Consider the following 18,746-nt stretch of genomic DNA (forward strand, 5'->3'; position numbering starts at 1 on the left):
GGCTCGGCTGCGCCGCCCGGTCGCCCTCGACGGGCACGGCGTACGCGGGGCCGGAGCGGCCGTCGTCCTTGCCCCACGGGTCGCTCTGCGCGCCGTCGGGACCGGCCAGGCCCTGGCGGCCGTACGCGGGGTCGTTGCCGGTGCCGTTCCACTGCTCGGGGACGGCCCGCTCGACCCGGGCGGGGGCGTTCGGCCACTGGTCGGCCGGAATGTCGGGGGTGCCGGGAGTCCCGGCGGTGCCAGGAGTGGCGGGAGTGCCGGGGCCACCGGGCGCCGGGGTCTCGCTGCTCGGCCGGCCGCGGCGGCCGCGCCGCTCGGCGGGGGGCTCCTCGGTGGGCGCCCGCTCCGCCTCGGCGCTCTCCGGTCCCGGCTGCTCGCCGGCCGCCTCTGGCTCGGCGGGCTCACCGCTGCTGGGCAGCTGCGGGATGCCGGGGAGCTCGGGCAGGACGGCGCTGTCGCTCTCCTTGGGGCGGTCGGAGCGGCCCTCGGCGGAGGCGCGTTCGGCGGCGGCCTTCGCGGCGACCGGGTCCAGCGGTAGCTCGACGACGTACGTGGTGCCGGCCTTGCCGGGCAGCTCGTGCGGCTGGAGCACGCCGCCGTGGCGCTCGACCACCGCGCTGGCTATCGGAAGGTGGACGGGGCTGCCGCCGACGCCGGGGCCGCGGATCTCGACCCGGGCGACCTCGCCGCGCTGGGCGGCGGCCAGCACGACGGTCGGCGGTTCGGGGGCGGGCGGCAGCGCGGGCGCGGCGGCGCCGTTCAGCCCGGGCACGGTCAGACCGGGGGAGGGGGGGACGGGGGCGTCCAGCGCCAGCCCGATGCCGCTGACGTCGGCGACCAGGTGGGCCAGCGCCTGGGCCAGCCGCCGCTCGTCGGCGATCACCTCGACCGCGGCGGCGTGCACCGAGAACCTGACCCGGCCGGGGCCGACCAGTTCGCCGGCCTCCTCGACGGCCCGGCGGACCACCTTGTCCAGGCCCACCGGTACCCGGGGCGCGGTCTTCCGCCCGGCCTTGCCGTCCTTGCCGGCCTTGGGCTCCTTGCCGTCCTTGGCGCTCTCCCCGACGCCGTCCCTGGCCTCGCCGCCGCCGCTCTCGCCGGCCTCGCAGCGCTGGTGGTCGAGGACTCCGTCGATCAGCTTCCCGAACCGGCGGCACTCGGCGGCCAGCCGGCGCAGCGTCCAGTTGGCCTCCGGCCAGAGCTGGCCGGCCGGGTCGGCGGCGAGCGCGTCGAGCCGCTGGTTCAGCGCGTTCAGCGCGCCGCCCAGCTCGCTCTCCAGGACGGCGGTGAGGTGCTCGTTGCGGGCGACCAGGGCGAGTTCGCGGCTGCGGTCGGTGAAGGTCATCACCGCGCCGACCAGCTGGTCGCCGTCCCGGACCGGGGCGGTGGTGAGGTCGACGGTCACCGGCCGGCCGTCCTTGCGCCACAGCACGGTGCCGCGCACCCGGTGCTTGCGCCCGGAGGTCAGGGTGTCCAGCAGCGCGGACTCCTCCAGCGCCAGCGGGGTGCCGTCGGCCCTGGAGTGCTGGATCAGCGGGTGCAGCTCGCGCCCGCCCAGCTCGCTCGCTCGGTACTCCAGGATGTGCGCCGCGGCCGGGTTTACCAGCACGCAGCGGCCTTCGAGGTCCACGCCGAGCACGCCCTCGGCGGCGGCGCGCAGGATCATCTCGGTCTGCTTGTGCTGGCGGCGCAGCTCGGCCTCGACGCCGAGCCGGCCGGAGAGGTCGCGGACCAGCAGCAGGAGCAGGTCGGAGGAGGAGGGCGAGTTCTCGCGGTACGAGTCGTACGGGGAGCGCGCGTAGCCGCGGCCGTCGCCGTCGTCGGCGAAGTCGTTGCCGGAGACCTCGACCGGGAAGGTGGTGCCGTCGGTGCGGTGGGCGGTCATCCGGACCGGACGGTCGGGGGCGTCGCCGTCGCGGGTGGCCGGGCGCATCGAGCCGGGGATGCGGCTGGGGTCGAACTCGGGCAGCAGGCCCAGCACGCCCATGCCGACCAGTGAGGTGCCCGGTGCCTGCAACGCCTGGACCGCCGCGCTGTTGGCGTCCACGACGGTGCCGTTGCTGTTCACCAGCAGCAACGCGTCGGGCAGGGCGTCGAGTATGGCGGCGAGGCGAGCAGCGCCTCGGATCGGCCTGCTGCTCACGTCGACAGGTCTCCTCGGCTCGGGGCAGCTCCTCCGGAGACGGCAGTATCTCATTCTTCTTTGCGGCGGGGACGACCCGCCTAGTAACGTTGGCAGCGGTTGGTGCCGAGCCCCAGGGTTATGGCATCATCACTGGCACACGGAACGAGTCCGCTCGCGCGGGTACGGTCCCTGTGGGGAGGCTTCGCCTAGTCCGGTCTATGGCGCCGCACTGCTAATGCGGTTTCGGGGTTATTCCTGATCGAGGGTTCAAATCCCTCAGCCTCCGCCAGTCGGGAGCCCCCGTCGACGATCTCGTCGGCGGGGGCTCTTCGCGTTCCCGGTGCGGGTTCGGGACGGGAACGGGGCAGGTCCGGGGCGGTGGCCGGGTCGTGGCGGCGCGGGGTCGAACGGGCTCCGGCGGGGCCGGCAGGGGCCCGGAACAACCGATTTCGCCCTGCGCCGCAGGTCATGTAATGTTGTCCCCGCAACGCCCCGGAGGCAACGTTCACCAGGGCGAGCGCTCATAGCTCAACGGATAGAGCACTTGACTACGGATCAAGAGGTTGCAGGTTCGAATCCTGCTGAGCGCACCAAACTCCGCAAGATCGGGTTCGCCCGTTCCTTGCGCTCATAGCTCAACGGATAGAGCACTTGACTACGGATCAAGAGGTTGCAGGTTCGAATCCTGCTGAGCGCACCAGCAAGAAGCCCCCGGCCATCGGCCGGGGGCTTCTTTCGTTCTCGCCGGGCCCCGCCGGAAGCGTCGCCGGAGGTGTCACCGGAGGCGTCACCGCGGAATCGAACACAGGGTTCCGGTGAATGGTCGGGTCCAGGATGCCGGGGTCTGCCGGATGGGTCCTGAAGTCCCGTTCCCGCGTCCGTTCGGGTGGTGTCGATTGCCGCCTAATGGATGAAATGCAGCCGTTTCGGGTACATCCCGTCCTGCCGCCCCAATGACCGCCGAACGGGTGGGACACGGCCAAAGGCGCAGGTGTCGCAGTATGACCGGCCCAGGATCGTGATTCCTTTTTGTCCGATCTTGTGCAGACTGCCCACCACCCCGGCAGCGATCGCGAAGGAGAGCCGGATGAGCCGACAGTTTCCCCGCACGGCCACGGCCCTGGCCGTCCTCGCGACCGGGCTGCTGACCGGTTGGAACGCCCCGCTCGCGGTGGCCCGGCAGTTCCCTGACACCTGGTCCGCGGAGCACCGGGCGGTGCTTCCCTCCGGGCTTTCGGTCCGGGTCGATTTCGACGCCGCTCCTGGATTCGGCGTCACCGCCGAGCCCGGCGAACTGGCGGACCGCTCCGGTGGGGGGAGTCCGGCCGCCCGTTACGCGGACGGAATGCGGCCGGGAGATCCCGCGCAGACCTTCGGCCTCGCCCCGGCCCGTCCGCAGGCGGACGGTTCCTGGCGCACCGCGGGCACGCTCCGGTTGGAATTCTCGCGGCCGGTCCGCAATCCCCGGCTGCACCTCAGCGGTCTGGCCGCACTCGCCACCGGGAGTTCCGGCAGCACCGGCACCGCGGCCCGGCTGACGCTCACCGGCGGCACGCCGGCCGCCCCCGTCCTGGTCGACCGCACCCCCTGGTCCGGCTGGACGGTCGACGGCCGGGTGCTGGCCCCCGCGAGCCGGGACGGAGCCTCCGACGGCGATCCCGGCTCGGCGGCCGAGGGCTCGTTGGAACTGGCCGGGACGGTGCGCACCGCGGTGTTCCGGGTCGAGCAGCGCTCGGTCGCCCGGGCCGGCAGCACCACGGCCCCGCCCGTCCTGCGCCAGGCCTACACCGTGACCGTCGACGAAGGCCTCGGCACCGCCCCGCAGGACTACGGCAACGCCTCGCACCTGCTCTCCGACCTCCTCCTGGGCGCCGACGCGAGCGCTCCGGCGGGCCCCGGCCGGAGCCGCTCCGCCGAGGCGCCGGACGGCGGGCCGCTGGTCCGGCTCGACCACGGGGCCGGTCCGCGCAGCCCCTTCGCGGACCCGCAGCCCGGGCTCCGTCCCGGCCGCGGCGAGTACCGGGGCGCCGACCCGGCGATCGGCTTCCCCACCGAGGCCGCGATCGGCCGCTACTACCGGCTCACCGTCCCGGTCGCGGTCGGCGACCGGCCCGCCACCCTGGCGGGCTGGATCGACTTCGGCCACACCGGACGGTTCGATCCCGCCGAGCGGGTGCAGACCGAGATCCGGCCCGGCGCCGACACCGCCACCCTGGAGTGGACCGTTCCGCCCGGTGCGGTCTCGGGCGTGACCTGGGCCCGGCTGCGGATCGGCCGCGACGCCGGACAGCTCGTCACCTCCGGTGGTTTCGCCGACTCCGGGCAGGTCATCGACCAGCAGGTCGAGCTGACGGTCGGCGCCGCCCGGCCGGAGATCGCCGAGCCGCTCGACGGCGCCGTCCTCGCCGACGACAGGCCGCGGATCAGTGGCGGCGGCGCCCTGCCCGGCGCCGGCGTGGAGGTCAGGGAGGGCGACACCGCGCTCTGCACGGCCGAGGTCGAGCGCGGCGGCGGCTGGTCCTGCCGCCCCGGCACGGCGCTGGCCGCCGGCCCGCACGGCCTCACCCCGGTGGAGACCACCCGCGGTGGCGTGGTGCTGCGCGGTGAGCCGGTCAGTGTCACCGTGAGGACCGCGCCGCCCGTCGCCCCCACGCTCTCCATCGCCGGGTACACCAACGACCCGGGGCTCCGGCTCACCGGCACCGGCGAGGCGGGCAGCACCGTCTCGGTCGTCGACCAGGGCTCGGCGGACGAGCTGTGCATCACGGGGGTGCCGGCGGACGGTCACTGGTCCTGCCTGCCCGTCGAGAACCTGACGGACGGGAAGCACCTGCTCACCCCGGTCGCGGTCGACCCGGCGGGGAACCGGACGGCCGGGCAGCCGGTCGCGCTGGTCGTCGACACCGCCCTGCCGGACCGGCCGGTGCTCACCTCGCCGGCCTCGGGGGAGACGGTGCGGGTCAGCCGCCCCAGGCTCGCCGGACGGGCGGCGCCGGGCTCGGACGTGCTGGTCACGGTGCGGGCCGGTGCGGGCATGGAGCCGGAGCGGCGGACGGTGCTGTGCGGGGCGACGGCGGCGCTCGACGGGAGCTGGACCTGCACGGCCAACCGGGATCTGGTGGACGGGGAGCAGTGGCTGATCGTCACGGCGACCGACCGGGCGGGGAACGGGACTTCGGCGGATCCGGTGCCGGTGCGGGTCGCCGGGGTGGCGGCGGTGCCCACGGCGGTGGCGCCCACGGCTGCGGTGCCTACGGCGGTGGCGCCCACGGCTGCGGTGCCTACGACGGCGGTGCCGAGCCGGGGGGCGGTGCCGAGCCGGGGGGCGGTGCCGAGTCCGGTGACGGCGAGCCCGGCAGGGCCGGCTTCGGCCAGGCCCGGTGCTCCGGTGGCATCCGGTCCGTCCTCGTCGGTGGTTCCGTCGAACCAGGCCCGGCCGAGCCCCACCGAGCCGAGCCCCGCCAGGCCCAGCCCGAGTGCGCCGGTTCCGGCGGCTGCGGCCTCGCCGAGCCCCTCCTTCGCGGTGGCGCCGATCGCCGTTCCGCCGCTGGGTGCCCGGCCGGTGACGGTGAGTCCGACGCAGTCGAGCCCGGCGTCCTCCGGTGCGTCGGCGAAGCCGCCGGGTCCCGCGAAGGCGAACCCGAGCGCGGCGGCTTCGGTGACCTCGTCGGCCTCGGCGGCGGTTGCCGGGCTCCCCGCTTCCGCCAGGCCCGTCGTCCCGACTCCTTCGACCGCCGCCTCCGCCTCCCCGCTCAGGGCCCCCGGCCTCGCCGCCTCGCCGGCGGCCGTCGCCGCGGTGAAGTCCGCGCCCTCGGCGGCCGGATCCGCCGATCCGGCCGGACCCGCCGACCCGACCGGGTCCGACGAGCCGTCCGGGGGCGCGATCCGGCCGCTGGCCGCGCCGCCGGCCGCGCCGTCGACGGAGCCCGGGCAGGGCGCGTCCGGCCGGCCCGCCCAGTCGGGCTGGCGCGGTGGACTCGCCGGAGTCCTGCTGGTGCTCACCGGTCTCGGCCTGATCACCCGTCGGGTGTTCTCCCACAGGACCGGTGCTTCTCGGCGCTGACCCGCGCCGAACCGTCCCGACCATCCGTTCATGTGCCTGCGCGTCAGGTCGGCTTTGGATGATTCGTCAGTAAATGTCGACACACCTCTACTCAAATGTCGCATTTGATGACGTATGAACTTAGCCTGACCCTGGCACTGCCCGTCAGATCCGGGCCGCCCGTTGCGCGACACACCGACCCAGAGGACCCGTGCATGGACGTCACCCGCGATTCTTCGCAGCGACCCGACAATCTGCCCAAGGCGCTCCCCCCGGCACTGCCGGAACGTTCCGCCTCCGGAGCCAGCCCGCTGGCCAGGACCACGGCCGTCAAGACCGTCAAGGCGGGCGGCCCTGCCGACGGCGGCCCGGCGACCACCCCGCTGGCCGTCGTCCCGAGTCCCTCGCCGGCCGGTTCCGCGGACCTGCGCGACCCGCTGGAGACGGCCGCCCCGGAGACCGTCGAACTCCTGGAGACCGCTGCCGGGGTGCCGACCGCCACCACCTCCCGGCGCCCGCCGCGCGCCGACCAGGCGGTGCGCGAGCACCGCGCCACCTCGCTGCCCGGCTGGATCGCCCTGCTCGCGGTGCTGATCGGCGTGGCCGGGGTGCTGTTCGTGCTGCTGCGCACCGGCGTCATCCCGTACTGGGACGTGCTGCCCGACCTGCGCGGCAGCGCCGTGAAGGAGAGCGGCCGGGTGGAGGTGGACGCCCGGTCCATCGCCGCGGCGGCCACGGCCGGCCTGCTGGTGGTGTTCACGCTCGCCGGGCTGCTGGCCAACGCGGGCGGCGAGACCCGGGTGCTGACCCGCTGGGGCCGCTACCGGGGCACCGTCCGCCGGACCGGCCTGGTCTGGGTCAACCCGCTGCTGCGCCGCCGTCGGGTGGACGTCCGGCTGCGGCACTGGCGCAGCGAGCCGGTCAAGGTGGTGGACCGCACCGGCACGCCGATCGTGGTCCGGCTGCTGATCGTCTGGCGGGTCAAGGACACCGCCCGGGCGCTGCTGGCGATCGAGGACCACGAGAGCTACCTGCGCGAGCAGGTCCAGGCGGTGGTCACCCGCACCGCGTCCATCCTGCCCTGCGACAGCAACGCGGCGCCCGGCCCCGCGCTGCGCGACGGCCAGTGGTTCGCCGACGAGATGACCAGGGCGCTGGCGGCCGAGGCCGCCCCGGCCGGGCTGGAGGTCTACTCGGTGCAGCCGCTGGCCCTGGACTACGCGCCCGAGGTGGCCGAGTCGATGCGCCGGCGCCGGCTGGCCGACCTGGACGCGGGCCTGCGGACGGTGCTGGTGGACGACGCGGTGGAGGCGGCGGCGCTCGCCGTCCGCCGGCTGGAGCGGGCGACCGCGCACGAACTGGACGAGGCCGCCCGCAGCGCGCTGATGGAACAGCTGCTGGTCGCCTTCGTCGCCCCGGCCGGAGTGGCCGCCTCGGTACCGCCCCCGGCCAGCCGTGCCGGACGGAAGGAAGGACGACCCGCATGAGGATAGCCACCGGCGCGTACGCCGGAGCCGGTACCGGCTCCGACGGTGATCCCGGTCTGATCGGCTTCGAGGAGCGCCTCGGCAGCATCCCCGCGGTCGCGGGCTGCGGCTGCCCGAACTGCGCCGCCAGGCCACGCACCGCCCGCTCCGCGACGGCGGCCGGCGGCAGCCGAATACACCGGGCCGTGCGGAGCACCTGCCTGGCCACCACCGTGCTGGCGGGTGCCGGCGTCGTCGGCCTGACGGCCGGTGCCGGATCCGCCCAGGCCGCGGCCGGGAAGCAGGGGTGGGACGGCTCCAAGTACTGGTTCAAGAACGGCTCCGGCGAGTGGCGGTGGACCAGCCACCAGGACGTCTACGCGAGCCGCACCGGGCAGTCCGGCGGCTCGGCCGGCTCCGGCGCCCAGCCCGTCTCCAACGGCTCGGCCTCCTCCTCCGGGATGCGCCAGGGGTGGGACGGCTCCAAGTACTGGTTCAAGAACGGCTCCGGCGAGTGGCGGTGGACCAGCCACTACGACGTCTACGCGAGCCGCACCGGGCAGTCCGGCGGCGGTTCGGCTCCGGCTCCCGCGCAGCCCGCGAACCGTCCCGCCACGAATCCGGCGCCGGCCTCCGGGAGCATGGAGTCGGCCATCGACTACGCGCTCGCCCAGCTGGGCAAGCCGTACGTCTGGGGAGGCAACGGCCCGTCCGGCTACGACTGCTCGGGGCTGGTCCAGCAGGCCTACCGGCGTGCGGGGATCAGCCTGCCGCGGGTGGCCGACGACCAGTACGCGGCGACCACGCCGATCAGCTCCGGGCAGCTGCGCCGCGGCGACCTGGTGTTCTGGTCCGACAGCGGCCGGGCCTCGGGGATCCACCACGTGGGGATCTACCTGGGCGGCGGCAAGTTCGTGGAGGCGCCGCGGCCGGGCACGACCGTCCGGGTCTCGACCCTCAGCCAGGGCTACTACCCGACCCACTTCGGGCGGCCGTAGTCCGGCAGCCGTGACGGGCCCCCGACAGCGCCGCGCTGCCGGGGGCCCGGACCGCGTTCAGGGCAGCTGCGGGGCTGAGCAGCCGTGGCGCTGGGCGGAGCGGGTGGCGAAGCCGCGCAGGGCGTCCTTCTCCAGGGCCGGGTCGGGCGCGCCGGTCCGGTCCCCGTCGAACACGGTGTCCACCGTGAAGAGGGCGGTGGTGCCACCGGGGCAGGCGGCGGCGGCCCAGGCCAGGCCGCCCTTGTCGCCGGCCGGGCCGTCCTCGTCGGCGATCTTCTTCAGCCGGGTCTGGGCGGCGGCGAACTGCTGGGCGGCGTCGGCGAGCAGTCCGCTGATGTCGGCGGATTCCTTGCCGGCGGCGTCGATCTGCTCGGCGGCCTTCTGGATCTGCGCGCGGGCCTGGGTGGCGGCCTCGCCCTCCCATCCGGCGGCCAGCTTGTCGGCGACGTCGTCGGTCAGCCGGTCCTTCAGGCCGGTGTAGCGGGACTGGAGGGTCTTCCACTCCTCGGCTGCCGCGTGCAGCGGCTCGGTCCTGGCGTTGCGGACGATCTCGTAGCTCAGAACGGTGGTGGCCCCCTCAGTTCCCGCCGGACAGGCTCTGCTTGTTGGTGTTCTCGGCGGCCGTGTACCGGTCTGCGGTCTTCCGCAGGCGCTGGGCGAGGTCGTAGAGGAGGTTGCCGAGGGTGGCCACCTGGTTGTCCCAGCGGATGGAGCGGTTGCGCAGCTCGGGGCGTCTTGATGCGTTCACGGTAATTCGTGAATATGACTTTCCATCGGGTCTGATGGTTCCCAGGCACGTTGCCGCCGACGGAAGCGCGACAGGCCGCGAACAGCGCCCCGGGTGGGGCGCTGTTCGCGGCCTGCGAGGGCCCGGGATGGAGCCGGGCGGGCTCAGGCGGAGGCGGCGTCCAGCAGGGCGGTCTGCTCCGGGGTGAGCTCCAGGGCGGCGCCGGCCAGCAGCGGCGGGAGCTGCTCGACGGTGCGGGCGCTGGCGATCGGGGCGGCGACCGTCGGACGGGCGGTGAGCCAGGCCAGGGCGACGGCGGCGAGCTCCACCTCATGCTCGGCGGCCACGGCGTCCAGGGCCTCCAGCACCCTGGGGCCGCGCGGCTCGGCCAGGTAGCGGGCGGCGCCCTCGGCGCGGGCGCTGTCCACGCCCGCGCCGCCCGGACGGTACTTGCCGGTCAGGAAGCCGGAGGCCAGCGCGTAGTACGGGACGGTGGCCAGGCCGTGCTCGGCGACCACGTCGGCCAGCGGGCCCTCGAAGGTGTCGCGGGAGACCAGGTTGTAGTGCGGCTGGACGGCGACGTACTTCGCCAGGCCCTCGCGCTCGGCGAAGGCCAGCGACTCGGCGAGCCGCTCGGCGGAGATGTTGGAGGCGGCGACCGCCCGGACCTTGCCCGCGCGGACCAGCTCGTCCAGCGCGGTGACGAACTCCTCGACCGGGGTGTCGTCGTCCCGGTGGGTGTAGTAGAGGTCGATCCGCTCGACGCCCAGGCGGCGCAGCGAGTCCTCGGCCGCGGCCTTGATGGTGGCCGCGCCCAGACCGCTCCGGTCGGCGTGCATGCCGACCTTGGTGGCGATCACGACGTCCTCGCGGTTGCCGCGGCTGCGCAGCCAGTTGCCGAGGACGGTCTCGGACTCGCCGCCGGTGTTGCCCGGGGCCCAGGAGGAGTAGACGTCGGCGGTGTCGACGAAGTTGCCGCCGGCCGCCGCGTAGGCGTCCAGGACGGCGAAGGACTGCTGTTCGTCCGCTGTCCAGCCGAAGACGTTGCCGCCGAGGGAGAGCGGGAAGACGGACAGGTCGGAGGTGCCGAGGCTCACCCGGCTGTGGTTTCCGGTCATGATCGCAGTCAACCGCATTGTGCGGCCCGGCATTCCGGGAACGGCGCGGTCTTGACGATGCTGTCATACCGCTGTCGCACGTGGGAGTGGTGTGGCCCGCATGACGGGGGTCCGGGGTGTGCCTGAGGTGGGCCGATTCGTTAGAGTCCGTGCCATGGCTGACAACGACTACGACCCCGCCGGCAGCACCCAGATGTTCCGGGCGTTCGTCGACGAGACTCCGGCCCCGCAGGCGCCGGGCAACGTTTCCACCTACGGCAGCAGCAAGAGCGGCAGTCGCACCGGCGTGATCGCGCTGGTCGCCGTCGTCGTGCTGGTGGTGCTCGGCACCGTCATCTGGCTGGCGGTCAAGTGACCCTCGCGCGGGTGACCCTGGTCCGGGTCACCCGCGCGACGGGAGTGGGAGGCCTCAGCAGGGCTTGCGCCAGGCGTTCAGTTCGAGCTTCTTCTGCATCGAACTGAAGCCCAGCGACTTGGCCTTGGTGCAGAACTGGTCCGTGCCGAGCTTGTACTCGACGTGGAAGACCGCCTTGCCCGCCTTGACGAAGGGTGCGACCCGGTCGCACTCGTCGAACTGCGCGCACTCCTCGTTGACCGCGAAGTCGAAGTCCGCGAGCAGTGCCGGGATCTGGTCGAGGTCGTTCTTCAGACCGATGGCCAGGCCGCGTTCGTGGGCGAGCTGTGCCAGCATCCGGTTGTACCTGAGCTGGTCATCGGGCGTCAGTGGGAAGCCGCTGTTCTGGTTGTAGGCCTCGATGGTGTCGGGCTCGACGGCGTCGAAGCCCTTGCTCCTGCACATGTCGAAGCGGGCTGCCATCAGCGGCTTCAGCTGGTCGAGCTTGCGGATGTCGAACCACTTCTCGCCCTTCCAGCCGGTGTCCGAGCCCTGGAGGGACTTGGCGAAGGCGGCGGAGTCGGGGCGGAAGTCCTCCCAGGAGCCGGCGTTGATGTAGCAGATCACCTTGCGGCCCTTGGCGTGCAGCGCGGCCACCACCGAGGCGTCGTTCTCGAAGCCGTCGATGTCGTAGACCGGGACGTCCACCGACTGGTCCACCGAACCGCCGAGCTGCCACTGCCAGGCCAGGCCGGGAGCGGGCTGCCAGCGGGTGCCGGCCGGCGGCGGTGCGGGGTTGCCGGGCGGGGTGCCGGTTCCCGGCGGCGTGGTGTGACCGGGGGTGCCGGGGGTGCCGGGGGCGGGTCCCGAGGTGCCGGGGGCGCTGGGTGTGCCCGGGGTGGTGGGCGGCGCGGGGGGCGGGGTCTCCGGGGCGGTGCTCGGGTCGGGCGTGCCGGGGGTACCGGTGCTGCCCGGGGTGGTCGGTGCGGTGGCCACCGGGGTGTTGCTCGGGGTGCCGTCGGCCGAGTCCTGGTCGTCCTCCGATCCCGAGCTGCTGCACGAACTGACCAGCAGGGCGGTGGCGGTGGCGAGCGACAGGGCGGCCGGAAGTAGCCGGTTGCGACGGTTCACGGTAGTCGGACTCCGGGATCGGGTCAGGTCAGTTCGGCGGCGTTCAGGCCGTACGGCAGGGTGCGCCAGGGGTTGTCCCCGGCTCCCGGTACGGCGCAGCCGACGCCGGCTCGCCGGGCGGCGATCAGGGCGGCGGCGTCCTGGGCGTGCTCGGTGGGGACGTCGTAGATCAGGTGACAGAAGCGGGAGGCCGCGTGTCTGGCGGTCCACAGCGGCATCGTCATGGTGCGGTAGGCCTCCCAGTCGCCCTCGAAGGTGACCAGCAGGTCGGCCAGGCCGACCTCGGCGTAGCCCGGGTCCGGGTGCTCGCCGTGGCCGAACACCACGGTGCCGCAGCCGGCCGCGCGGGCGGCCGTGGCCAGCCGCCGGTAGTGCGCCAGCGCGCCCGGGTGGGTCGTCACCTGGTCGAGGTAGACGCCGGTGATGCCGTGTCGCTGACGATACGTCAGGATGTCGCCCACCACGGCCGCGTGCGGCCTTCGGCCGTAGTCGGTGTCGGTGTAGCCGACCAACGGCAGTCCCGCGGCGCGGAGTTCGTCGGCCGCCTCGGTGAAGACGTGGTCCGGGACGTCGCCGGGGCCGTCGGCGAGGTTGAGCACGACGGCGGCGATCCGGGCGGGGTCGGCGGCGGCGACCGCCTGCCAGGCCGCCGGGTCCACCGCGGGGTGGACGTACAGCGGCACCAGCAGGCGGGCGTCGGGGGTGGTCCCGGCGATCATGCGACCACCGGGTCGGACGTGGTCCCCGCGGTGTCGAGCCACAGGTCGCGCAGGGTGTCGGCGAGGTCCGTCTCCGGCTGCCAGCCGAGTTCCCGGGCGGCGGCCGACACGTCGGCCTGCTGCCAGGAGACCGCGGCCGAGCGTTCGGAGCCCGCCCCGCTCTCGTCGATCCGGCCGGTGAAGCCGGCCGCGGCGACCAGCCCGTCGGCGATCGCGCGGACCTGCCGGGCGTGCCCGGAGGCCAGGTTGAGCACCCGGGGGAGCGGACGGTCGGCGGTGACGGCGAGACCGACCGCCTTCGCCACGTCCCGGGCGTCGACGAAGTCGCGGTAGGCGGAGAGGTCGCCGACCGTGATCACGCCGTCGGCGCCCTCGGGCGCCACCCGGCGCAGCTCGGCGGTGAGCCGGCCGGGCAGCGAGCCCGCCGGGGCGCCGGGGCCGACCGGGTTGAACACCCGCAGCACCACGGCGTCCAGCGGCGAGCCGGCCACCGCGAGGGAGCCGGCCAGCTTGGTCGCGCCGTACACGCCGACCGGGCGGGCGTCGGCGTCCTCGGACAGCGACTCGTCCGGCGCGCAGACGCCGTACTCGCCGGCCGAACCGATGTGCACCAGACGGGTCTTCGGGGCGCCGAGGGAGAGCGCCTCGCAGAGCACCGCGGGGCCGCGGGCGTTCACCTCGGCGAGGGTGACCGCGCTGCCGGCCACCGCGCCGGCGAAGTTGACCACCACGTCGGGGGCCAGCGCGGACAGTTCCTCGCCGAGCGGGCCGGCCTGGGCGGTGGCCAGGTCCAGCCGGAGGTCGTGGGCGGGCCGTCGCCCCGCGGTCAGCACGGTGGCACCGGGCAGTGACCGCAGGACGGCGGTGGCGTGACGGCCGAGGAAGCCGTCGCCGCCGAGGAGCAGAATTCTCACGCGGCCCGTCCGTCGCTCTCGGCGCCCACGGCGGTGGGCTCGGCGACCACGTCGTCCGGAGCGGTGCGGGCGGCCGGGATCGGCAGCTCCGCGACGCCCGGCGTGACACCGGTGGACTCGAAGGGCATCAGGACCGGCCGGATGGTGGAGAACTCGGCGTTGGCCCGGTCGTAGTCGTCGGGGCGGCCGATGTCCAGCCAGTAGCCGCCGAACTCGTAGGCGGCGGGCGGGGTGCCGGCGGCCAGCAGGTCCAGCACCAGTTCGTCGAAGCCCAGTGGCAGGCCGGGGGTGTACCTGGCGAGCGCCGAGCGGGAGACGCCGTACACGCCCATCGAGACGCGGTAGTCGATGCTGGGCTTCTCCTGGAAGCCGGTGATGACGCCCTCGTCGGCGGTCAGCACACCGAAGTCGATCTTGACCTGGCGGGCGTAGGTGGCGATGGTCAGCGGGGCGCCGGAGGCCTCGTGGTGCTTGAGCACCCCGGCGAAGTCCAGGTCGGTCAGGATGTCTCCGTTCATCACCAGGAAGTGCTCGGGCAGGCGCTCCTGCATGGTGAGCAGCGGGCCCATGGTGCCGAGCGGGCTGTCCTCGACGGCGTAGCCGACCCGCAGGCCCCACTGGGAGCCGTTGCCGACGTAGGCGCGGATGATGTGGCCGAGGTGGCCGATGGCCAGAGTGACGCTCTGGAAGCCCGCGGCGGCGAGCTGGCGCATCACGATCTCCAGGATCGCGTGCTGGTCGCCGATCGGAACGAGCGGCTTGGGAAGCGCGGTGGTGTACGGGCGGAGTCGGACGCCCTTGCCGCCGGCCAGGATCACTGCGTGCATGGTGTTTCCCCCACGGAAAGGATGTGCAGGACACGAACCTTGGTTACCAGGACGAGCATGATCGTTTCGGGGCGGGTCAGACGTTGTAGATGTCGGTCTTGTAGCGGGCCAGGTTGGCCGGGTCGCGGAAGAACTCGATGGTCTGCTCCAGGCCCTGCTCCAGGCTGAAGCCCGGTGCCCAGCCGGTGGCCTCGCGCAGCCGGGTGGCGTCCGCGACCAGGCGCATGACCTCGGAGTTGGCCGGACGGATGCGCTGCTCGTCCTCCTTCACCACCAGGTCCACGCCCATCAGCTTGCCGATCAGCGTGACCAGGTCGCCGACCGAGATCTCGCCGCCGGTACCGGCGTTGAAGGTCCGGCCGACCACCGTCGCGGCCGCCGCGGTGCCCACGGTGCGGAAGGCGTTCGCGGTGTCCTTGACGAAGGTGAAGTCGCGGGTCGGGCGCAGGTCGCCGAGGGTGATCTCGGTCTGGCCGGCCGCGACCTGGGCGATCACGGTCGGGATGACGGCGCGCATCGACTGGCGCGGGCCGAAGGTGTTGAACGGGCGCAGGGTGACGACCGGGGTCTCGAAGCTGGCGTGGTAGCTGTCGGCCAGCCGGTCCCCGCCGGCCTTGGAGGCGGCGTACGGGGACTGGGTGTTGATCGGGTGGTCCTCGGTGATCGGCACGGTCTGCGCGGTGCCGTAGGTCTCGCTGGTGGAGGTGTGCACCATGCGAGGGATCTCCAGGTGGCGCACCGCCTCCAGCACGTTCAGGGTGCCGGTGACGTTGGTGTCCACGTACGAGTGGGGAGCGCGGTAGGAGTACGGGATCGCGATCAGGGCGGCCAGGTGGTAGACCGCCTCGGTGCCCTTGACCAGGCCGTTGACCGAGCCCGGGTCCCGGACGTCGCCGAGGACGATCTCGACGGACTCCAGCACCTCCTCGGAGAGGGTCTCCAGCCAGCCGAAGGACGAGAACGAGTTGTACTGGACCATCGCGCGGACGTGGTGCCCGTCGGCGACCAGGGTCTCGACGAGGTGGGAGCCGATGAAGCCCTCGGCTCCGGTAACCGCGACGCTGCTCATGCGGATTTTCGCTTTCTCGATCTGCCTGGGCGGACCGACGCTCTGTGGTGGCCGGCCGCCGTGGCCCGGTGGGTGTCTCGGGTGGAGCGGGTACGACGGTGCACGCGGATCGGGGCGTGCGGGATATTCGGTGTGTTCAGCGGTGCTGGGTGGTGCGGCCGAGCGCGGGCCCGGCGATTGAGGTGAGGACGAGGGCGGCCGCCCCGCAGCCGATCAGCTGCAGGGCGATCGGGTCCGCACCCGCCAGCAGCCCGGCGCTCTCGGCGACCGCGGCGGCCAGACAGATGAGGGCGGTGCTCCAGCTGAACCCGAAGGCGTTCAGCAGCAGCGCCAGCCAGAGCGAGCCGCCGAGGAGCAGCATCGCGGCGAGCTGCGGCACACCGAGCGCGGGGGCGCCGGGCCACAGCACGGTCGCGGCGGCGTCCAGCGCGGCCACGGTGGTGAGGTAGATGAACAGGCAGCCGAGCAGGATGCCGCCGGTGCGGCGGGTGAACTGGCCGCTGGTGTGACTGGTGCGCAGCGCGCCCACCGCCATCGCCCGGTAGCGGAAGAGCAGCCACTCGGCGAGGCCCAGGCTGAGCGTCAGCGCGATCATGGCCGGGCCGGTCGGGGTGGTCGAGGCCCCCTGTACGGCGTCGCCGCCGGTCCGCACGGCCTGGTGGAGGGTCTCGCCGAGGCCCGCGATCAGCGTGAGCGCGCCGCAGGCCAGGCCGAACAGCAGGTGCGGGACCTCCTGGCGGACCGGCAGCTTCAGGGAGACGGACTCGCGTTCGTTGCCGCGGATGCAGACCAGCAGCTCCCGGACGCAGAGCCCGACCGCCAGCAGCAGCGAGGCGAGCAGCACGACCGTACGGACCACCTGCGGGACGTCCACCGCCAGCACCACGCCCGCGCCGACCGAGGCCGGGGCGAGCGCCAGCAGCAGGAACTTCTCCCGTCCCAGCACCAGCAGCACGGTGGCCGCGGCCAGGTAGCAGGACTGTCCGGCGGCGAAGCACAGCGCGCCGAGCGGCCCGCCGACCAGGTACGCGGTGGCCGCCGCGACCAGGGCGCCGGCCGGGGCGCCGACGGCCAGGCAGATCGCGGCCTCGCGGCGGCGCAGCCGGCCCAGCCAGCGGTAGGAGCGGTGCGCCAGCGCCTGGTTGAAGCCCCAGCTGACCAGCGTGGCGACGGACAGCGCGAGCATGCCCGAGGGCAGGCCGAAGCGCATCCGGGTGGTCGCGAACAGGTTGGCGCCGAGCAGGTAGCCGAGCCCGGGCAGGGCGAACACCAGGCCGCGCACGACGCAGCGCCAGGGGTCGGCCCGCCAGGGGTTGGCGAACTCGGAGCTCGGGCCCGGGTAGCGGCGGGCGACCTTCTCGAACAGCTCCTCGGCGACGGTGAACGCGTCGGGGCGGCCGTACAGCAGGGCGGCCTGCTCGTCCGAGAGGCCGTCGGACTCCAGGAAGGCCGCGATCTCGTACGGGTGGACGGCGTCGGCGCAGACGTCGCGCAGGCGCTCGGCGAGTTCGTCCAGCGGGTCCGCGGAGAGGTAGAGCGACTCCTCCGCCTCCGCCTCCGGCTCGGGCTCCGGCGGGGCGGGCCGGCGGAGCTTGAGCGGCAGCGTGCGCAGCTGCACGGTGTGCTCGGGGCCGGCCTCGTCGGGCACCAGCCGCAGTGGGCCGCTCATGCGCCCACCTCGTTGCACTCGGCGGCCGCTTCGCGGGACGCGCACCTTTCGATGATTCGCTCGCTGCGCTCGCTCATGCCCCGACCTCGCTCGGCTCGGGGCGGGTGGCGGCCAGCTGCTGGTCCCAGTCGGGGCTGGGGACCTGGTCGGTGACGGCGACCATGCCGCCGGGCATCCAGCGGGCGGTGCCCAGGAGTTCGGTGTAGATGCCGCGGAAGCCGTCGATGTTCTGGCGGAGGGTGAACTGCTCGATCACCCGCAGCCGGGCGCCCTCGCCGAGCCGGGCGCGCCGTTCGGTGTCGCGCAGCAGCTCGATCGCGGCGGCCGCCATCGGCTCGGGCTCGCGCGGGGGGACGACCAGGCCGGTGTCGCCGACCGCCTCGCGCACGCCGCCGACGTCGGTGGAGACGGTCGCGCGGCCGCAGGACATGGCCTCGATCAGGGTGAACGGGAAGCCCTCGCTGATGCTGGAGAGCATGACCACGTTGCCCGCCGCGTAGGCGTCGGTGATGTCGGCGACGCGGCCCTCGAAGGCCACCGAGTCGGCTATGCCGAGCTCGGCGGCCAGGGCTATGCAGCGGTCCCGGTACGCCTCGCCGCCCTTGGGAGTGCCGCCGAAGAGCCGCAGCCGCGCCTCGGGGATCTCACGCTGGACGATGGCGAAGGCCTGGATCAGCGTCTCCAGGTCCTTGATCGGGTCGACCCGGCCGGCCCAGCTGAGGGTCGGCGTCTCGGGCTCGGGGCCGGCCGGCGGGAAGGCCGCCGGGTCCACCCCGTTGTAGACGGTGCGGATGTGCGAGGACGGCGTGCCGCCGCGCTCTTCCCAGCGCCGGTTGTACCGGTTGCCGGGGGTGACCAGCGCGGCCTGCCGGTAGCTCTCCTCGGCGAGCATCCGGTAGAAGCCGAGCAGCAGCGCCTTGACCGGCCAGCGGTACGGGCCGGTGCGGTAGCCGAGGTAGCGCTCGCGCAGGTAGATGCCGTGCTCGGTCAGCAGAAACGGTACGCCGTACTGCTGTGCGGCGATCAGCCCGGGCAGGGTGGCGAGCCCGCCGCTGGCCGCGTGCGCGACGCCGTCCTTGGGCGGCTCGACCGAGAGCGGCCGCAGGGCGTGCTCCAGCAGGTCGGTGGCGTTCAGGGCGTCGTGCAGGGTGGGCCTGGAGACGGCGGTCGGCAGGTAGTCACGGGTCCAGACGTGCTGGAGGGTGCGCAGCGCCCGCTCGCTGCGCAGCGCCGGGCTGAGCAGCCCGGCCCGGCCGAGGTCGGCGAAGTTGTACAGCTCGGTCCCGAAGTGGGTGGTGTAGACCGGGTCGAGGATGGAGTGCAGGAAGCGCTCGTACGCGTTGAGGAAGCGCCGCATCTCCTTGCCACGGGGCGGCCGGGCATCAGAGGCCGGCCCCCACAGCGGTGCGGTGGTGACCGACCGCACGTTGGCGGGCAGCTCCCAGGCCAGTGGTTCGTGCCCGGTTCCGGTGACGGCGATGACGTCGAAGTCGACGTCGGGCATGCCCTGAACGAGCTGGTCGCACCAGACGCTCACGCCGCCGTGCTGGTGCGGATACGTCCCCTCGGTGAGCAGGGTGACGCGCATTCCTGTCCCCCCTCCTGTT

General features: G+C 73.8%; 14 protein-coding genes, 3 tRNA genes and 1 pseudogene. 7 read left to right on the plus strand and 11 right to left on the minus strand.

Translation table 11 applies throughout. The annotated features are described in order from the left end of the window. Positions 1 to 2,143: PAS domain-containing protein (locus BU198_RS40425; protein ID WP_188301691.1), on the minus strand; the 2,143-nt coding region annotated here is incomplete at its 3' end. Positions 2,144 to 2,320: 177 nt separating this feature from the next. Between BU198_RS40425 and BU198_RS40430 the strand changes: the two genes are divergently transcribed. From BU198_RS40430 to BU198_RS40455, 6 genes are all read left to right on the plus strand, one after another. Further along, a tRNA-Ser gene (locus BU198_RS40430) sits at positions 2,321 to 2,414 on the plus strand. Positions 2,415 to 2,642: 228 nt separating this feature from the next. Further along, positions 2,643 to 2,718, plus strand: a tRNA-Arg gene (locus tag BU198_RS40435). A gap of 31 nt (positions 2,719 to 2,749) precedes the next feature. Next, positions 2,750 to 2,825: transfer RNA gene (locus BU198_RS40440), tRNA-Arg, on the plus strand. 387 nt (positions 2,826 to 3,212) lie between these two features. Then, positions 3,213 to 6,188: an Ig-like domain-containing protein gene (locus BU198_RS40445; protein WP_188301692.1), complete on the plus strand. Its 2,976-nt coding sequence runs from the start codon at positions 3,213 to 3,215 to the stop codon at positions 6,186 to 6,188. Between the two features lie 194 nt (positions 6,189 to 6,382). Continuing rightward, entirely contained in the window at positions 6,383 to 7,654 is a 1,272-nt protein-coding gene (locus BU198_RS40450; protein WP_188301693.1) for an SPFH domain-containing protein, read from the plus strand. Next, complete coding sequence (locus BU198_RS40455; protein WP_188301694.1) at positions 7,651 to 8,631, plus strand: C40 family peptidase; 981 nt, start codon at positions 7,651 to 7,653, stop codon at positions 8,629 to 8,631. Before BU198_RS40450 ends, BU198_RS40455 begins: the two co-directional genes overlap by 4 nt. Positions 8,632 to 8,688: 57 nt before the next feature. On the opposite strand, the gene BU198_RS43630 is transcribed toward BU198_RS40455, so the two are convergent. The 3 genes from BU198_RS43630 to BU198_RS40465 all read right to left on the minus strand — a co-directional run bounded on the left by BU198_RS43630 (position 8,689) and on the right by BU198_RS40465 (position 10,476). Further along, entirely contained in the window at positions 8,689 to 8,814 is a 126-nt protein-coding gene (locus BU198_RS43630; protein ID WP_262987114.1) for a hypothetical protein, read from the minus strand. Between the two features lie 394 nt (positions 8,815 to 9,208). Beyond that, positions 9,209 to 9,379: a hypothetical protein gene (locus BU198_RS40460; protein WP_188301695.1), complete on the minus strand. Its 171-nt coding sequence runs from the start codon at positions 9,377 to 9,379 to the stop codon at positions 9,209 to 9,211. A gap of 143 nt (positions 9,380 to 9,522) precedes the next feature. Further along, the gene (locus tag BU198_RS40465) at positions 9,523 to 10,476 is read right to left on the minus strand and encodes an aldo/keto reductase (RefSeq protein ID WP_188301696.1); all 954 of its coding nucleotides are present in this window, start codon (positions 10,474 to 10,476) and stop codon (positions 9,523 to 9,525) included. Positions 10,477 to 10,630: 154 nt separating this feature from the next. On the opposite strand from BU198_RS40465, the gene BU198_RS40470 reads away from it, so the two are divergent. Next, entirely contained in the window at positions 10,631 to 10,831 is a 201-nt protein-coding gene (locus BU198_RS40470; RefSeq protein ID WP_188301697.1) for a hypothetical protein, read from the plus strand. Between the two features lie 54 nt (positions 10,832 to 10,885). On the opposite strand, the gene BU198_RS40475 is transcribed toward BU198_RS40470, so the two are convergent. The 7 genes and pseudogenes from BU198_RS40475 to pelF all read right to left on the minus strand — a co-directional run bounded on the left by BU198_RS40475 (position 10,886) and on the right by pelF (position 18,727). Then, a complete protein-coding gene (locus BU198_RS40475; RefSeq protein ID WP_188301722.1) occupies positions 10,886 to 11,806 on the minus strand; it encodes an endo alpha-1,4 polygalactosaminidase in 921 nt (306 codons plus the stop codon). Positions 11,807 to 11,964: 158 nt separating this feature from the next. After that, positions 11,965 to 12,660, minus strand: a complete 696-nt coding sequence (locus BU198_RS40480) for a spherulation-specific family 4 protein (protein WP_188301698.1) — start codon at positions 12,658 to 12,660, stop codon at positions 11,965 to 11,967. Then, positions 12,657 to 13,574 carry an NAD-dependent epimerase/dehydratase family protein gene (locus BU198_RS40485; RefSeq protein WP_188301699.1) on the minus strand — a complete coding sequence of 306 codons (918 nt, stop codon included), beginning with the start codon at positions 13,572 to 13,574 and terminating at the stop codon, positions 12,657 to 12,659. The genes BU198_RS40480 and BU198_RS40485 overlap by 4 nt, the downstream gene beginning before the upstream one ends. 125 nt (positions 13,575 to 13,699) lie before the next feature. Next, positions 13,700 to 14,401: pseudogene (locus BU198_RS40490) on the minus strand (NDP-sugar synthase); the annotation flags it as partial. 76 nt (positions 14,402 to 14,477) lie between these two features. After that, positions 14,478 to 15,470 (minus strand): SDR family NAD(P)-dependent oxidoreductase, encoded by a 993-nt coding sequence (locus tag BU198_RS40495; protein WP_188301701.1) that lies wholly within the window; start codon positions 15,468 to 15,470, stop codon positions 14,478 to 14,480. A gap of 136 nt (positions 15,471 to 15,606) precedes the next feature. Further along, positions 15,607 to 17,139 carry a hypothetical protein gene (locus tag BU198_RS40500; RefSeq protein WP_188301702.1) on the minus strand — a complete coding sequence of 511 codons (1,533 nt, stop codon included), beginning with the start codon at positions 17,137 to 17,139 and terminating at the stop codon, positions 15,607 to 15,609. Positions 17,140 to 17,212: 73 nt separating this feature from the next. Next, a complete protein-coding gene (pelF, locus tag BU198_RS40505) occupies positions 17,213 to 18,727 on the minus strand; it encodes a GT4 family glycosyltransferase PelF (RefSeq protein ID WP_188301703.1) in 1,515 nt (504 codons plus the stop codon). Positions 18,728 to 18,746 lie beyond the last annotated feature (19 nt).

Origin of the sequence: Streptomyces sp. CBMA156 (assembly GCF_014596515.1) — a bacterium.
Classification (GTDB): Bacteria; Actinomycetota; Actinomycetes; order Streptomycetales; family Streptomycetaceae; genus Kitasatospora.

Coding starts and splice junctions, on each gene's coding strand:
- BU198_RS40445 (WP_188301692.1), top strand. CDS start 3,213: ATGAGCCGACAGTTTCCCCGCACGGCCACGGCCCTGGCCGTCCTCGCG.
- BU198_RS40450 (WP_188301693.1), top strand. CDS start 6,383: ATGGACGTCACCCGCGATTCTTCGCAGCGACCCGACAATCTGCCCAAG.
- BU198_RS40455 (WP_188301694.1), top strand. CDS start 7,651: ATGAGGATAGCCACCGGCGCGTACGCCGGAGCCGGTACCGGCTCCGAC.
- BU198_RS40465 (WP_188301696.1), bottom strand. CDS start 10,476: ATGACCGGAAACCACAGCCGGGTGAGCCTCGGCACCTCCGACCTGTCC.
- BU198_RS40470 (WP_188301697.1), top strand. CDS start 10,631: ATGGCTGACAACGACTACGACCCCGCCGGCAGCACCCAGATGTTCCGG.
- BU198_RS40480 (WP_188301698.1), bottom strand. CDS start 12,660: ATGATCGCCGGGACCACCCCCGACGCCCGCCTGCTGGTGCCGCTGTAC.
- BU198_RS40495 (WP_188301701.1), bottom strand. CDS start 15,470: ATGAGCAGCGTCGCGGTTACCGGAGCCGAGGGCTTCATCGGCTCCCAC.
- BU198_RS40500 (WP_188301702.1), bottom strand. CDS start 17,139: ATGAGCGGCCCACTGCGGCTGGTGCCCGACGAGGCCGGCCCCGAGCAC.
- pelF (WP_188301703.1), bottom strand. CDS start 18,727: ATGCGCGTCACCCTGCTCACCGAGGGGACGTATCCGCACCAGCACGGC.